Annotated in this window: 13 protein-coding genes; 8 read left to right on the top strand and 5 right to left on the bottom strand. The window is 71.8% G+C overall.

Features of this window, described 5'->3' with window-relative positions; translation table 11 throughout:
* Positions 1–135 precede the first annotated feature (135 nt).
* The 6 genes from AA23TX_RS34245 to AA23TX_RS34220 all read left to right on the top strand — a co-directional run bounded on the left by AA23TX_RS34245 (position 136) and on the right by AA23TX_RS34220 (position 5,685).
* The gene (locus AA23TX_RS34245; RefSeq protein WP_155546836.1) at positions 136–993 is read left to right on the top strand and encodes an alpha/beta fold hydrolase; all 858 of its coding nucleotides are present in this window, start codon (positions 136–138) and stop codon (positions 991–993) included.
* On the top strand, positions 993–2,471 hold the full coding sequence (locus AA23TX_RS34240; RefSeq protein ID WP_155546835.1) for a 4-hydroxyphenylacetate 3-hydroxylase family protein: 1,479 nt from the start codon (positions 993–995) through the stop codon (positions 2,469–2,471). The genes AA23TX_RS34245 and AA23TX_RS34240 overlap by 1 nt, the downstream gene beginning before the upstream one ends.
* On the top strand, positions 2,468–3,232 hold the full coding sequence (locus AA23TX_RS34235) for an SDR family oxidoreductase (protein ID WP_155546834.1): 765 nt from the start codon (positions 2,468–2,470) through the stop codon (positions 3,230–3,232). Before AA23TX_RS34240 ends, AA23TX_RS34235 begins: the two co-directional genes overlap by 4 nt.
* 10 nt (positions 3,233–3,242) lie before the next feature.
* A complete protein-coding gene (locus tag AA23TX_RS34230; protein ID WP_155546833.1) occupies positions 3,243–3,719 on the top strand; it encodes a cupin domain-containing protein in 477 nt (158 codons plus the stop codon).
* Positions 3,720–3,726: 7 nt separating this feature from the next.
* Positions 3,727–4,602, top strand: a complete 876-nt coding sequence (locus tag AA23TX_RS34225; protein WP_155546832.1) for a VOC family protein — start codon at positions 3,727–3,729, stop codon at positions 4,600–4,602.
* Between the two features lie 96 nt (positions 4,603–4,698).
* Positions 4,699–5,685 carry a dihydrodipicolinate synthase family protein gene (locus AA23TX_RS34220; RefSeq protein ID WP_230862880.1) on the top strand — a complete coding sequence of 329 codons (987 nt, stop codon included), beginning with the start codon at positions 4,699–4,701 and terminating at the stop codon, positions 5,683–5,685.
* A 102-nt stretch (positions 5,686–5,787) separates the two neighbouring features.
* Here the strand turns inward: AA23TX_RS34220 and AA23TX_RS34215 are convergent, their stop codons facing one another.
* Positions 5,788–6,864, bottom strand: a complete 1,077-nt coding sequence (locus AA23TX_RS34215; RefSeq protein ID WP_230862879.1) for a lytic transglycosylase domain-containing protein — start codon at positions 6,862–6,864, stop codon at positions 5,788–5,790.
* Between the two features lie 150 nt (positions 6,865–7,014).
* Between AA23TX_RS34215 and AA23TX_RS34210 the strand changes: the two genes are divergently transcribed.
* Both AA23TX_RS34210 and AA23TX_RS34205 read left to right on the top strand, forming a co-directional pair.
* The gene (locus tag AA23TX_RS34210; RefSeq protein ID WP_196425659.1) at positions 7,015–7,959 is read left to right on the top strand and encodes a 3-carboxyethylcatechol 2,3-dioxygenase; all 945 of its coding nucleotides are present in this window, start codon (positions 7,015–7,017) and stop codon (positions 7,957–7,959) included.
* A gap of 78 nt (positions 7,960–8,037) precedes the next feature.
* A complete protein-coding gene (locus AA23TX_RS34205; RefSeq protein ID WP_230862878.1) occupies positions 8,038–9,189 on the top strand; it encodes a LuxR C-terminal-related transcriptional regulator in 1,152 nt (383 codons plus the stop codon).
* Between the two features lie 186 nt (positions 9,190–9,375).
* Here the strand turns inward: AA23TX_RS34205 and AA23TX_RS34200 are convergent, their stop codons facing one another.
* Genes AA23TX_RS34200 through AA23TX_RS34185 form a run of 4 tightly spaced genes read right to left on the bottom strand, consistent with a single transcriptional unit; the run spans position 9,376 to position 14,235 of the window.
* Positions 9,376–9,573 (bottom strand): hypothetical protein, encoded by a 198-nt coding sequence (locus tag AA23TX_RS34200; RefSeq protein ID WP_155546829.1) that lies wholly within the window; start codon positions 9,571–9,573, stop codon positions 9,376–9,378.
* An 8-nt stretch (positions 9,574–9,581) separates the two neighbouring features.
* Entirely contained in the window at positions 9,582–10,682 is a 1,101-nt protein-coding gene (locus AA23TX_RS34195; RefSeq protein ID WP_155546828.1) for a peptidylprolyl isomerase, read from the bottom strand.
* Entirely contained in the window at positions 10,679–12,940 is a 2,262-nt protein-coding gene (locus AA23TX_RS34190) for an MMPL family transporter (protein ID WP_230862877.1), read from the bottom strand. Before AA23TX_RS34190 ends, AA23TX_RS34195 begins: the two co-directional genes overlap by 4 nt.
* The gene (locus AA23TX_RS34185) at positions 12,937–14,235 is read right to left on the bottom strand and encodes an MlaD family protein (protein ID WP_155546826.1); all 1,299 of its coding nucleotides are present in this window, start codon (positions 14,233–14,235) and stop codon (positions 12,937–12,939) included. Before AA23TX_RS34185 ends, AA23TX_RS34190 begins: the two co-directional genes overlap by 4 nt.
* Between the last annotated feature and the right edge of the window lie 7 nt (positions 14,236–14,242).

The raw sequence follows: 14,242 nt of genomic DNA, 5'->3' as shown, positions 1-14,242 counted from the left end.
GGTGTCACGGCTGCGGCCATGACACCCGTTTTTTCTTTTTCACCCTCGCCCGATCGCACCTTCACGCCAACGCGGGTTGCCTCTGAGATTCTAGTATGCCACCATGGCGGAACGTCGCGACAGGAAAGGAACGCTGTGGAGCAGCACGTAAGCATCTGGGGCGATTGGGCGGGCGTCGAGCTGCGCCAGCGGACCGTGGACGCGGCCGGCGTCGCCACCCGGGTGGTGGAAGCGGGTACCGGCCCGGCGCTGGTCATGGTGCACGGCACGGGCGGGCACCTGGAGGCGTATTCCCGCAACCTCCGCGACCTGGCGAAAGAATTCCGGATCGTCCTCTACGACATGGCGGGGCACGGGCACTCGGCCAAGCCCGACCGGCCTTACACGATCGATTACCTCAGCGACCACCTGATCGCGGTCCTGGACGCGCTGGGCATCGAAAAGGCCCACCTCTCCGGTGAATCGCTCGGTGGCTGGGTGGCGGCGTGGACCGCGGCGCACCACCCCGGCCGGGTCGAGCGGCTGGTGCTCAACACCCCGGGCAACATCACGAACAAGCCGGAAGTGATGGCCGGGCTTAAGGAATCGAGCATGAAGGCGGTCCGCGAGGCGAGCCGGCAGAGCGTGCGCACCCGGGTCGAATGGCTCTTCCACGACAAGAGCCTCGTCACCGACGAACTCGTCGACCTGCGGCTGGGGATCTACACGCAGCCGGGGTTCGAAACCGCGATGCGCAACATCCTCGCGGTGCAGGACTGGGAACACCGCCGGCCGTACGTCTGGTCGTCGCAGTGGTGCGGCCGCATCGTCGCGCCGACCCTGCTGCTGTGGACCGACCACGACCCGACGGCTTCGGTCGAAGAAGCCGCGCTGCTGGAGGAACTGATCCCCGGAAGCCGCCTCGAAGTCATCGAGGGCGCGGGCCACTGGCCTCAGTGGGAGAAGCCCGACCAGTTCAACGAGACCCACATCAGGTTCTTGAAAGGAAAGTGATGACCGCACGAAACGGCGCCGCGTACCTCGACCGGCTGCGCACCCACAGCCCCGAGCTGTGGGTCGGGGCCGAGAAGATCACCGACGTGGCCGGGCACAAGGCGACGTCCGGCGCCGCGGCCGAGATCGCCCGCCTCTACGACCTGCAGTCCAAAAGCGACAGCATGCTCTTCTCGCCCGAAGACGGCGCCGGCAAGGCAGGCGTGCAGTTCCTGATGCCCCGCACGGCCGAAGACCTCGAGCTCCGCAGCGTCATGCACAAGCAGTGGGCGGACTCCACCCTCGGCATGATGGGGCGCAGCACGGACTTCGTCAGCGCGATGCTGGTGGCGTGGAACGCCAACGCCGAGTTCTTCGGCGAAGGAGCCGACCGGGTGCGCGCGTACTACAAGTACGTGCGGGACAACGACCTCTTCCTGTCCCACGCCTTGGCGGACCCTCCGGTCGACCGGTCGAAGCCGCCGTCGCAGCAGCCCGATCCCTTCACCTACCTCGGGGTCAAGCGCGAAACCCCGGACGGCATCATCGTGAGCGGCGCGAAGATGCTCGCCACGGCCGCGCCCTACTCCGACGAGATCCTCGTCTGGCCGTTCTCGCTCCGGAAGTACGGGGCCGAGGAGAAGCCGTACGCCATCGCGTTCGCCATCCCGGCCGACGCCCCGGGGGTCCGGCTGATCTGCCGCGAACCGTTCGGCGGCGGGAACGGTTTCGACCACCCGCTCTCCAGCCGGTTCGACGAGATGGACGCCGTGGTCGTGTTCGACGACGTGCTCGTGCCCTGGGAACGGGTCTTCATCAACCAGGACTTCGAGCGGGTCAACAACATCTGGGCGATCAACTCCAACGCCTTCACCGGCGTCCAGACCTCGGTCCGGCTGCTGGCCAAGCTCCAGTTCGTCGCGGGCATCGCCAAGCGGGCGACCGAGACCGTCAAGACCGACCAGTTCCCCCAGGTCCGCGACGCGCTCGGGGAGATCACCACCTACATCGAGCTGACCAGGGCCGCCGTCCTCGCCGCCGAAGCCGGCGCGCGACCCAACGACGACGGCATCCTGTTCCCCGACGTCCGGCCGCTGTACGCGGTGCGCAACTCCGCGAACCGCTGGTACCCGCGCGTCCGCGAGATCCTGCAGCAGATCCTCGCCGGCGGCCTGCTCTACCAGCCGGCCGACGTGAGCGCGTTCGATTCGCCGATCGCCGAGGACATCGCCCGGTTCTACCGCGGTCCCGACACGAACAGCCTGGACCGCATCGCGATCTACAAGGTCGCCGCCGATCTCGCGGTGTCCGCCTTCGGTGGCCGGCACGAGCTCTACGAGCGGTTCTACGCGGGCGATCCCCTGTTCCTCCGGATCAACACCCAGTTCAACCAGTACGACTGGACCGAGCCGCTGGGCCTGATCGACGGGCTGCTGGCCACCTCGATCAAGGACTCCGGTCTCCTGCCCGGCGGTACCGGGGAGGGTGCGGCGGCATGACGGTGCACGGGCGGCGGGCACTGGTGACCGCCGGGTCGAGCGGGCTCGGCACGGCGATCGCGACGTCGCTGCGCGCGGACGGGGCCGAGGTGTTCATCACCGGAACCGGACCACACACCGGTGAGGTCGCCCGCAAGATCGGTGCGGCGGGCTGGGCGGTCGCGGACTTCACCCAGCCCGGTGCCGCGGCCGCGGCGGCCCGCGCCGCGCGCGAAACGCTCGGCGGCATCGACATCCTGGTGTCCAACACCGGCGGCACCCGCGCGGCGAAGGCGACCGAGCTCTCGGCGCGGGACTGGGATTCGGCCTACCGGCTCGTGCTGGACAGCGCGATCTCGCTGACCAACGCGGTATTACCGGAGATGTCGGCGAGCGGGTGGGGGCGGCTGATCTACGTCACCTCGGTCGGCGTGGTCAAGCCGTTGCCCCTGCTGCACCTGTCCAACGTGATGCGGGCCGGCGTGGCGGCACTGGCGCGGTCGCTGGCCGCCGAGGTGGCGCCGCACGGCGTCACCTCGCACGTCATCGCCCCCGCGCACATCGACACGCCGCGGCGGCGTTCGCTCGCCGCGGCGCGCGCGGCCGCCGCGGGCGTGCCGACCGAAGAACTGGAGCGGCGGCAGCTCGCGACCGAGCTGCCCGTCGGCCGGTGGGGACGTCCCGAGGAGATCGCCGACCTGGTGAACCACCTCTGCTCGGAGTTCGCCGGGTTCCAGACCGGGCAGACCCACGTCGTCGACGGCGGGATGACCTCGACCTGACGGGAGAACCGTGACGAATTTCGACCAGTGGATGCACAAGCTCCACGAAATGAAGGACTACGACCCCGAGCGGTCGATGCCCGAGCACCTGGTCACCCGCTCGGCGAGTGCCCGGTGGCTCGAGGAGGACGTGACCGGCAACCCCAGCCGGGTCGGCGTCCTCGCGGACGTGCCGGCGAAGGCGATGGAGTTCTACCTGCAGGAGATCCCGGCCGGGACGGCGACGGACCTCCAGCGCCACCTGCACGAGTCCGTGCACTGCGTGCTCGAGGGCAGTGGCTACTCCGAAATCGGGCCGGAGACGCTGCGGTGGTCGGCCGGGGACTTCGTCTACACCCCGCCGTGGGTGTGGCACCGGCACTACAACGACGGCACCGGACGCGTCCGCATGATCCTCGTCGAGAACTCGCGACAGCTCGACGCCCTCGGCATCAACCGGCGGGAAAGCGCCGGGAACATCCCCTACGACAAGATGGACAGGAGCTGACCCACCGATGGGTATTTCTCAGGTGGCCCACGCCGAACTCGCCGTGGCCGATCTCGACGAGGCGATCGGCTTCCACACCGACGTACTGGGCATGCGGGAGCTCGGCCGCGCCGACGGCGCCGTGCGGCTCTCCGTCGGCATCGACGGCGGCTGCGACCTCGTGCTGACCGCCGGCGGGACCGGCGTCCGGCGGTTCGCCCTGCGGGTCGACGACGTCGCCGACCTCGACCGCTACGCGAAGCGCCTGGCCGAGGCCGGTGTCGCTACCGAGACCCGCACCGACGAACACCCCGGTGTGGTCCAAGCCCTGCGGTTCCAGGCGCCGTCGGGACACGCGATGGAACTCGCGGTGCTCTCGACCGGGCCGCAGTACGTCCACCCGGCCAAGGCCCCGCACCGCGGCGGGATCCGCGCACTGGACTTCGACCACATCACCGTGCAGGCGCAGGACCCCAAGCCGCTGGTCGACTTCCTGGTCGAGCTGCTGGACTTCCAGGTGTCCGACATCTTCGCCCCGGCCCCCGGGGTGATCGGCGCGGCCTGGTGCCGGGCCAGCACGCTGCACCACGACATCGCGATCATCTCCACGCCGGAGGCCGGGAAGTCGCTGCACCACTACGCCCTCGGGATGGAGTCGTTCGACCACCTCAAGCTGGCCGCCGACGAGCTCGGCCGGCACGGCGTGCCGATCGAGGTCGGGCCGGGCCGGCACGGCGTGGGCGGCAACGTCTACACCTACTTCTGGGCCGCGGGCAACCGCTACGAGCTGTCGGCCGAGATGCCGCGGGTGCGTCGCAACGACCCGGTGGTGTGGGACGACTTCCCGAAGGCGTTCAGCCCGTGGGGCCTGCAGCCGCCGGAGTCGTTCGGCCACGCTTCCTGAAGTCCCCCGAAATCCGGTCCGCCCGGCGGGCAGCGCAGCCCCCCACCTGCCCCGCCGGGCGGACCGCCTTTCCCTGTGAACGCGAGGAGACCCGTGGTGCAGAAGTTCGGTGTCGACGACCTGCGCGGCGTCATCGCCGTCACGCCCACCCCGGCGCTGCCCGGCGCGTCCGCGCTCACCGCGCGCGACACCGTGGACCTCGGCGAAACCGACCGCATGATCCGCGCGCTCGTCGCCGACGGCGTGGACGGCCTCATCACCAACGGCACGCTCGGCGAGATGGCGACCCTGACGCTGGCCGAATGGCAGGCCTTCACCGCGTGCGTCGCCGACGCGGTCGCGGACACCGCCCCGGACCTCCCGCTGTTCGTCGGGGCCACCGCCCCCAACACGCGGGACACGGTCGACCGGATCCGGTTCCTGCGCGATCTCGGCGTGCGCGGCGTCATCCTCGGCCGTCCGATGTGGAGCGAACTCGGCGCCGACACGCTGCTCGCGTTCTACCGCGGCGTCGCCGGCCTGTTCCCGGACATGGCGATCGTCCTCTACGACAACCCCGAGGCGTTCAAGGGCCCGATCCCGACGGCCGCCTACGCCGCGCTGGCCGAGGTCCCCCAGATCATCGGCGCGAAGTACATCGCCATCACGCCGAAGTTCGCCGCGGACATGGCGGCGGTCGGCGGCCGGCTCCGGTTGCTGCCGTTGGAAAGCGACTGGCTCGCGGCGCACACGCTGCACCCGGAGACGGCGCTCGGCTGCTGGAGCAGCAGTGCCCTGTGCGGCCCGGAGCCCGTGCTCGCCCTGCGCGACGCGATCCGGCGCGGGGACGTCGGCACGGCGCGGCACCTCACCCGCCGCATCGAGTGGACGTACGAACCGTTCCTCGCCCGGACGAACTTCCCCGAGTTCTCCAAGTACAACATCACCCTCGAGAAGCTCCGCTTCGACGAGGCCGGCTACGTCACCGCCGGCCCCGCCCGCCCGCCGTACCACGTCGTTCCCGGCCCCTACGCCGAAGGCGCGCGCGAGAACGGCCGGCGCTGGCGCACGCTCGTCGGCGAAGTGCGTGGCCAGGACTCCTGAGACCCGCCCGGCACCGTGTCTGTGTGTGGCACGCCCGGGCCCGCGGGAACTGATGGCGCCGCCCCCACCAGCCGGGGCGGCGCCATCAGTCGTCACCGGGATTCAGTGCGCGCCGAGCGAGCCGAGCAGCCCGCCCACCACCTGCCCGGCGGTCGCGACGACGCCGTCCAGCGGGGCGGGCACGCTCACCGGCAACCCGGCGACCGGTGCCGGTGCCGTGGTCGGCGGCGAAGGCTGGTGGACCGGCACGGCGGGAGCCGGCTTGGCCGGTGCGGGCGCGACCGGTGCACCACCCGTGGCCGGGGGACGCGGCAGCACCGCCGGCCGGACCGGAGCGTGCGCCACGCTTTCGTCGTACGTCGGATCTTCGCCGGAATACCCGGGGGCGTCCGGCACGGCGAACGAACCCGCGGAATAGGCTCGCATCCACGCCGTGACCTTGTTCAGGTAATCCTCGGAGTTGTTGTAACTGAGAATGGCACTTCGCAATCCGGCACCGGTGTTCAGATCGCGATCGGCGGCGCAGAGATACCGGCCCGCCGACTCCGCGGAATCGTAGACGTTCTGCACGTCCACCTGACCGTCACCGGATCCGTCCGTGCCCCATTTCTGCCAGGTCGACGGGATGAACTGCATCGGGCCGGCGGCACGCGCCCATTGCCCGCTCTGCGCGTCGACCATCCTGGCGAAGCCCGGCGAACCGTCCAGGGCGGGACCGTAGACCGGCCGGACCATCGTGCCCCGCGCGTCCACGTCGCCGTGGCGGGCGTGGTTCGACTCGATCTTGCCGATGCCCGCGAGCAGCGGCCAGCTCAGGTGACACCCCGGGTCCGCCTCACCGAGCGAGGCCTCGGCCCGGCGGTAGGCGTCGAGCACCGTGGCCGGAATTCCGGTGCCCGCACCGGATCCGGTGGCGGCGCCGTGCCGGTGGTCCACCGGGGCCGCGAGCGGCGGCAGCACCGGCACGCCGGGCAGCGTCGCCGGGAGCCCGGCCTCCGGCAGGGGCGGCCAGACCGGTTTCACCGGCGCCGGCGGCCTGGTCGACGCGGCGGCGGGAAAGGGCCGCCCGTCGGCCACGGGCTCGACCAGCAGCACCCCGCCGCCGACCACGACCGCACTCGTGAGCGCGACCGCGGTGCAGGCGGTCTTGGCGACCCGGTGACGTTTCCTCTTTCGCACTGCTCGATGACTGCCTTCGCTGCGATTCCCGATCGGCGCTCCCATGCCAGGTCCCTTTCCGTCGCGTCATTGAAACCGAGGACTGGTATGCTAAGATTCTAGCATGTTTCTAGCCGGTAGAACTACCACGAAGAAAAGGACGGTGGGTCGATGCCCGTTGCCGTGTGCGCCCTGTCCCATTCGCCCCTGATCGGCTTCAACCATCCGGCGAAAGCCGTCGAGGAGCGGGTCGAGAAGGTTTTCGAACACGCGCGGGGTTTCATCGCCGCATTCGACCCCGACCTCGTGGTGCTCTTCGCACCCGACCACTACAACGGTTTCTTCTACGACATGATGCCGCCGTTCTGCATCGGGACGCGCGCCACCGCGCTCGGGGACTACGACACCCCCGCCGGCGAGCTGTCGGTGGCCAAGTCCGCGCGGACGCTCGCCAAGGACGTGCTGGCGGCCGGGATCGATGTCGCGGTCTCCGAACGGATGTACGTCGACCACGGGTTCGCCCAGCCGCTGCAGCTGCTGTTCGGCGGCCTCGACCGGGTTCCCGTCATCCCGGTCTTCATCAACTCGGTCGCCGCGCCGCTCTGTCCCGTCGGCCGCGTCCGGCAGCTCGGCACGGCGATCGGCCACGCGAGCGCGCACCTCGACGAGCAGCGCGTGCTGTTCCTCGGCTCCGGCGGGCTCTCGCACGACCCGCCGGTACCCCAGCTGGAAAACGCGACCGAGGAGGTCGCCGCGCGGCTGATCGACGGGCGCAACCCGACGCCCGAAGAGCGCGCCCGGCGGCAGGCTCGCGTGATCGCGTCCGGCCTCGACCTGGCCGCGGGCACCTCGTCGATGCAGCCGATCAACCCGGAGTGGGACCAGCAATTCCTCGACGTGGTTTCGGCGGGCGAGCTCCGGCTCGTCGACGGCTGGAGCACCGAGTGGTTCGCCGAGCAGGCCGGGCATTCCTCGCACGAGGTGCGGACCTGGATCGCCGCGTACGCCGCGATGGCGGCCCGCGGGAAGTACGTGATGAACTACCGGTTCTACGAGCCGGTGCCGGAGTGGGTGGCGGGTTTCGCCGTCACCACCGCCGTTTCCGCCGACGCCTGATCCTTCGGGCGCGGCGCCGGACCCGCTTCGGCGAGCGGGTCCGGCGCCCCGCGTTCCCGCCCGGCTTGAGAGGAAACCATGAAGTCAACGCTGACTCCGCCCCGCAACAGCCGTGGGCACCGTGTTCCCAAGGCCGTCCTGCGCGAGGTCCGGGCGGTCACCACCCGGGCGCGGTCCCTGCTCGGCGGTGAGCCGGACCCGGAGGTGCCCGACGAGTTCCCGGCCGCGGAAGCGGCGCTGGCCGAGCTCGTCGGCGAACTCGCCACGGCCGGCCACGCCGGCGCCGTCCTCGATCTGTTCATCGAGGTCTCCGACGTCCGCGAACGGCTGCGCCAGGCCCAGCTCGACCTCCGGGTGCGCGTGCACGCCCAGGTCCAGGAGGCACTGACCCGGCTGCAGGACGCGCGCTCGGTGGCCCGGCTCGCCGAGTGCGTGCCGGAGGCGGTGTGCCGGCTCGGCTTCGACCGCGCGCTGTTCTCGGAGATCCGGGAGTCGGTGTGGGTGCCCCGGTCCTGCGTCGTGCTGGGCGACCCCGGCTGGGCCGCGGAGATCCTGCGGATCGGCCGGGCGGAGTCCCCGGTCCTGGACCGCACCGTCGTCGAGACCGAAGCCGTGCGCCGGCGGCGCGCGTTGCTCGTCACGGACGCACAGCGCGAAGCACGGGGGCTCGCCTGCCTGGTCGAGGCCGCCCGGCTGGAGTCCTATGTGGTCGCGCCCGTGGCCGGCGACGACGGCGTGCTCGGGCTGGTGCACGCGGACCGGCACGTCCAGGAGCGTCAGGTCGACGAGTTCGACCGCGAAGTGCTGGGCACCTTCGCTCAGGGGCTCGGCATCGCGTTCCGGCGGACCCTGCTGGTCGAACGCCTGCACTCGCTGCGCACCGAAGTCGGCCGGTTCACGATGACCATCGCCGACGCGATGGACCGGATCCTGAGCGACAGCCACCCGGCGACCCCGGTCATCGGCGATCCCGTGGTTCCGCCGCCGGGACCGGTGCCGGTCCGGTCCTTTGTGGAGTCGGCACTGACGCCGCGGCAGCTGGAGGTACTGCGCCTCATGGGCGACGGCCGCACCAACGCCGCGATCGCCGCCCGGCTGACGATTTCCGAGGATACGGCCAAGTCCCACGTCAAGCAGATCCTGCGCAAGCTCGGGGCCGCGAACCGCGCCGAGGCGGTCTCACTGTTCCTCCGGACTCAGCAGGGGCGGGGGATCCCGGAGTCCGCCTGACCGTCACCGGTACTCGCTGTCCTTGCGGGACTCAGCAGGGCCGCGGCGTGCCGGAGTCCGCCTGACCGTCACCAGAACTCGCTGTCCTTGCCGGACCCAAGCGAGCCGCGGCATCCCCGAACCCGCCCAGCCCCCACCAGAACTCGCTGCTTCTGCGGACCCGACCGAGCCGCGGCATTCCCGACCTCACCAGAGGCTCCACACCGCGGCCAGCACGAACACCACACCCACGACCTGGAGCGCGTGTCCGCTCCCCCGCAGTTTCCCGATGCGCCGCGAGCGCTCGGGTTCCGGCAGGGCCGGGCTGACCCGCCCGGCCGCCGCGCGGCCGCCCCACCGGCCGATCGCCAGCAGGGCGGCGCCCGCCACCGCGAGCGCCGCCACGTCCGCGATCATCGCGATGGCCGGGGCTGCCCGGGCACCTGGCCCGGCGCCGGCGACCACTCCGGCGCCTGCTGCGGCGGCGCGGCCGGGTCGGCCGGGCGGTAGGCGTCGGCGTACCGGACGTTCGCGCCGGTGAGCTGCGTCCCGAGCCACTCGCGCCAGGTCGCGAGCGCCTTCTCCAGGGTCAGCTGCTGCTTGAGCTGGTCCTTCACCTGGTCGAAGACCGCCGGCTGCGGGGGCAGGACCTGGCGGACCCGGCCCACGTTCCAGCCGTGCGCGGTCTGCACCGGACCGAACAGCCCGCCGACGGGGGCCGCGAAGGCCGCCTTGGCGTAACCGTCCTCGAGCTGGGCCGCGGTCACCTGGCCGAGGTCGCCGCCCTTGTCGCGCGTCGCGCCGTCCAGACTCCGCTGGGCCACCAGGGTTTCGAACGGCGTTCCGGCGTCGAGGTCGGTGCGCACCCGGTCGGCGTCCTCCTTGGTCTTGACCACGATGTTGGTGAGCTGCCGGCGTTCCGGCGTGTCCAGCTGCGCCTTCCGCTGCGCGAACGCGTCCGTCACCTCGCCGTCGCCCACCGAGCTTCCCTTGGTGACCGCGTCGAACAGCTGCGAGACCGCGAGCTGGCGCTTGATCTCGTCCAGCACCGCGTCCTCGGACGTGCCGGTGGTGCCGAGCGCCTGGACGAACTTGCTCCGGGCGTCCGGCCCTTCGCCGATCTGCTGGGAGATGAACCGCGTCAGCACGTCACGGGCCGCCTTGTCGGCGACGACGATGCCGCGGTCGCGCGCCGCGTGGTCGAGCACCATCCCGACGGCGACCGCCTTCGCGGTGTCCCGGCGGAACGCGTCGGACTTGGCGGTGTCCTGCGCATCCGGTGGCTGCACGCCGTACAGCGCCTTCAACGTCTGGATCCGCTCTTGCAGCTGGGTGACGGTCTCGGTCTGGCCGCCGTAGGCGAAGACGGCGTCGCCGGGCAGGTCGTCGGCCCGCGCCGACCACCACGCCAGCCCGGTCCCGCCGAGCAGTGCGACGAGGACGAGCAACGTGACGATCCGCCCACGGCGGCTTCGGGGCAGCCGGACCTTGCCGGCCAGTGCGGTGATCTTCATGAGGTGACTCCTACGAGTGCTTCGGGCGCCGGGCTGGGTTCCGGAGCGGAGGCGGGGCGGCCCGGCGCGAGCCGGACGACGAGCCGGGCGGCGGCCATCGACAGGACGACGGCCGCGGCGAGCAGCAGGCCGAACTGCCGGATGGCGTCGAGCCGCGAAAGGGCCAGCGCGAGGTAGCCGACGGTCGAGACCGCGCCGACCAGGAGCACGGATCTGCGCAAGGCGTGATCGCGACGGCGTTCGGCTTCCGCCAGCAGCACCGCGAACTCGCAGCCGACGGCGGCGATGAGGGACCCGAGTGCCATGGTGATCGGCGTCAGCGAGATCCCGGCCAGCCGGATGGCGAGCAGGCCGGTCCCGGTCGCCACCAGGGCGGTAGCGACCGCGCGCCCAGCGTCCTTCCGCCGGGCGAGCACGACGGCGAGGACGAGCCCGGCCACGGCGATGCCGACGCCGTTGGTCCAGAACCGGTTGCCGGAGACCAGCTCGTACCCGCGGGCCGCGACGATCGGCAGGCCGGTCAGCTCGGCGCGGTAGCCCGGCGGCGCCGGCGGGAGCTGGTTCAGCAGGTCGTCGCGCAGGGCAGCCAGGCTCTGGACGTCGCCGAGCCGCACCCCGAACGAGAGCACGGACTCCTGCCCGTCGGCCCGCAGCACCGACCCGGTCAGGTAGGGCGGCAACAGGCGCACGGCCGCGGTGATCTCGTCCTTCGTCGGCGTGGGCCCGAGGAAGTTCAGCAGCGTCGGCAGCGATACGACGGGACGGAGCCGGTCGCCGTGCCTGGCGATGGTCACGTCCTGGGCTTGACGCAGCCAGGCCAGCCCCTGCGGCGAGGTGACGTCCGGGCCGTGCAGGACGACGTCGACCTCGCCGGAGGAGCCGATGACCTGCTCGACGTGCTGCGCGTCGTCGAACGCGGGCAGGCCGTGCACGAAGCTCTCGATGTCGCTCTGCAGGGGAAGCCCCGGCAGCATCGCCCAGCCGCCGGCCGCCAGCGCGGCCACCGCGAGTCCGACGCCCAGCCGCACCGGCAGGCTCGCCGTGGGTCCACTGTGGACCTTCACGGGTACCGGCTCGACCACGGCCGGCCGGAACAGCAGGCCGACGGCGAAGGCGACCAGCACCCCGATCCCGAGCGCGATCCCGAGGTCGCGCACGAACGGCAACGGCGCGAAGGCCAAGGCACCGAACGCGGCCGCGGTGGCGGCGGCGACCGCGAACACCACCCGCCGGTCCGCCCGGCGCGCCAGGTAGGTCGGGAAGTCGCTGCCGACGCCGAGCAGCACCGGCAGGAAGGCCACCACCCCGAGCGACAGCGGCCGGCCGAGCCAGCCGAACAGGCCGACCGTCACCGCGGTGGCCACCAGCGAACCGGCCAGCGGCAGCAGCCGGTGCCGGCGGCGGTGCCACGGCACCAGCAGGAAGCACAGCGCCACCGCGACCAAGGCCGCGCCGCCGAGCAGGGGAAGCTCCGCGCGAACCTCGTCGGCGAGGGCGCCGGCGATCGCGGGGACGCCGGACACCGTCACTTTCGCCCCGTCGACGGCGGCCGCGCCGACCGCGTCCCGCACGCCCCGGACGAGCCGTTCGGTGGCGGACTGGTCGAGGTTCTGCCGCGGCCGGACCAGGATCGCGACCGCGTTCACCGACGGCACGACGAAGTGCCACTGCGGCCGCGGACTTCCGTCCGCACCGAAGACGACCGAGGTGACGAACGCCTGGTTCTTCAGCGTCGGCAGGCCCGCCGGCAGGGCTTGGACGAGCAGCTTGCCGTACCGCTGGTCGAACGCGGCCACGGCGGCGTCGGCGGCCTGGCCGGCCGCCCGGTCGGACGCACCGCGCTGCTTGGCCTCGGCCTGGGCCTGCGTGCGCAGGCGGTCGCGGCGGCCGGACAGCTCGGCCATCAGGTCCTGGGCCCGGCCGGCGGCCTGGTTCAGGACGGTCCCCGGCCCGTAGACGGCGGCGACGTCGGGCAGCTTCGCCAGCACGCCTTCCAGCTCGACCAGCGACGGCAGGTGCGGCTGGTCGAGCAGCGACCCGGGTCGCGCCGACTCGAGCAGCACGACGACGGGGTCGCCGCCGAACGACCGGCTCAGCTCGTCGAACCGGGTCACCGCGGGATCGTCGCCCGGCAGGAACGAGCTGACGCCGGTCTCGATGCGCGTCTTGGCGATGCCGGTGCCGACGAACCCGGCGAGGACGACGAGGACCGCCGTCATCGCCAGGACCTTCGGGGACGGCCGCTTGAAGCCCCTCACTTCGGCGGGTCCTGGACGACCCGCGGGTAGGACCCGCTGAACGGCCCCGGGTTCGCCGACTGCCCCGGCGCCGGATAGGGGTTGTTCTTCTTGAGCGGACCGACGTCGATGTTGAGGGGCAAGCCCTTCACGCTCTGCTCGTTGAAGACCATGAACAGCCGGATCGCGTTGCCGTTGGCGTCACCGCGCGCCGTCACCTGCCCGATGTTGGTGAAGAACGCGGCGACGTCGCGGCCGTACGGGACCAGATAGGACAGCATCGGGTTCACGTCGCCCAAGGCCACGTTCAGCGTCGGCAGGAACTTCGACGCGTCCGCCGCCACCGCGGGCACCCGCTGCAGCGTGCCGGGCGCCGCGTCGAGCACGCCGTTCAACGACGGCAGCAAGCCACGCAGGTCGGCCGACGTGGCGGGTAGCTCCTGCAACGCGGCATCGAGGTCGGGCGCGGCCGCGTTCAGCCCGCCCGCGACCGGGCCCAGCGCGGGCGAAAGGCGGCTCAGCCCGCCGCTGGCGCTCTTGGCGGTGTCCATCAGGCCGGGCAGCCGCCGCAGGACCTCCCGCAGCTCGGTGTCGCTGCCCGCGGTCGCCTGGGTGAGCTGGTCGGCGTCGGTCACCAGGTCGGCGATCTGCCCCTGCCGGGTGTCGAGCGCCGCGAGCAGTTTCGCGGTGTTGCCGGTCAGCTGCTGCAGATCCCCGGACTGGGCAGACAGCGCCGCCAACGCCCCGTGCCCCTCCCGGCCGAGGTCGCCGAGTCCCTGCAGGGCCTGGGAAACTCCCTGCTTGGTGTCCTTCGTCCCGGCGCCGAGCGAGCGGACCAGCGTGCCCAGCGACTCCTTCGTCGGCCGGTCGAGGCTGGTGAGCACGTCGTCGAGTTCGACGGCCTCCTTGCCCGCGGACGGCGGCAGCACGGTGCCGCTGGGCAGCGCCGGGCCGTGGCCGTCGGTGATCTCGAGGTAGGTCTCCTCGATCAGGGTCTTGTTGCGGACCTGGACGGTCGCTCCCTCGTGCAACGGCGCGTTCCGGTCGAGCCGCATCGTGACGTGCGCGAGGTCGCCTTCGGTGCGCAGCGCCTCGACCTTGCCGACCTTGACCCCGGCGATGGTGATGTCCGAGTCGTAGACCAGGTTCGACGCGGTGCGGAACTGCACGTCGGCGGTGTAGCCCGCCTGGGAGATGCCGGGCAGCCGGCCGCCGGAGTTCAGCCACAGGTAGCCGAACAGGCCGGCGCAGGCGGCGATGAACACGGCCAGCACCAGGGTCCGGATGTGCGGGACCAGCCTACTGGGAATCCTCATTGGACAG

Origin of the sequence: Amycolatopsis camponoti (genome assembly GCF_902497555.1) — a bacterium.
Classification (GTDB): Bacteria; Actinomycetota; Actinomycetes; order Mycobacteriales; family Pseudonocardiaceae; genus Amycolatopsis; species Amycolatopsis camponoti.
The sequence above is the reverse complement of the archived record's forward strand: the minus strand, read 5'-3'. Positions and strand labels throughout refer to the sequence as shown.

Excerpts from the sequence above, each read along its gene's own strand:
- AA23TX_RS34195 (WP_155546828.1), bottom strand. The coding sequence starts at position 10,682 with ATGAAGATCACCGCACTGGCCGGCAAGGTCCGGCTGCCCCGAAGCCGC.
- AA23TX_RS34225 (WP_155546832.1), top strand. The coding sequence starts at position 3,727 with ATGGGTATTTCTCAGGTGGCCCACGCCGAACTCGCCGTGGCCGATCTC.
- AA23TX_RS34235 (WP_155546834.1), top strand. The coding sequence starts at position 2,468 with ATGACGGTGCACGGGCGGCGGGCACTGGTGACCGCCGGGTCGAGCGGG.
- AA23TX_RS34210 (WP_196425659.1), top strand. The coding sequence starts at position 7,015 with ATGCCCGTTGCCGTGTGCGCCCTGTCCCATTCGCCCCTGATCGGCTTC.
- AA23TX_RS34240 (WP_155546835.1), top strand. The coding sequence starts at position 993 with ATGACCGCACGAAACGGCGCCGCGTACCTCGACCGGCTGCGCACCCAC.
- AA23TX_RS34205 (WP_230862878.1), top strand. The coding sequence starts at position 8,038 with ATGAAGTCAACGCTGACTCCGCCCCGCAACAGCCGTGGGCACCGTGTT.
- AA23TX_RS34185 (WP_155546826.1), bottom strand. The coding sequence starts at position 14,235 with ATGAGGATTCCCAGTAGGCTGGTCCCGCACATCCGGACCCTGGTGCTG.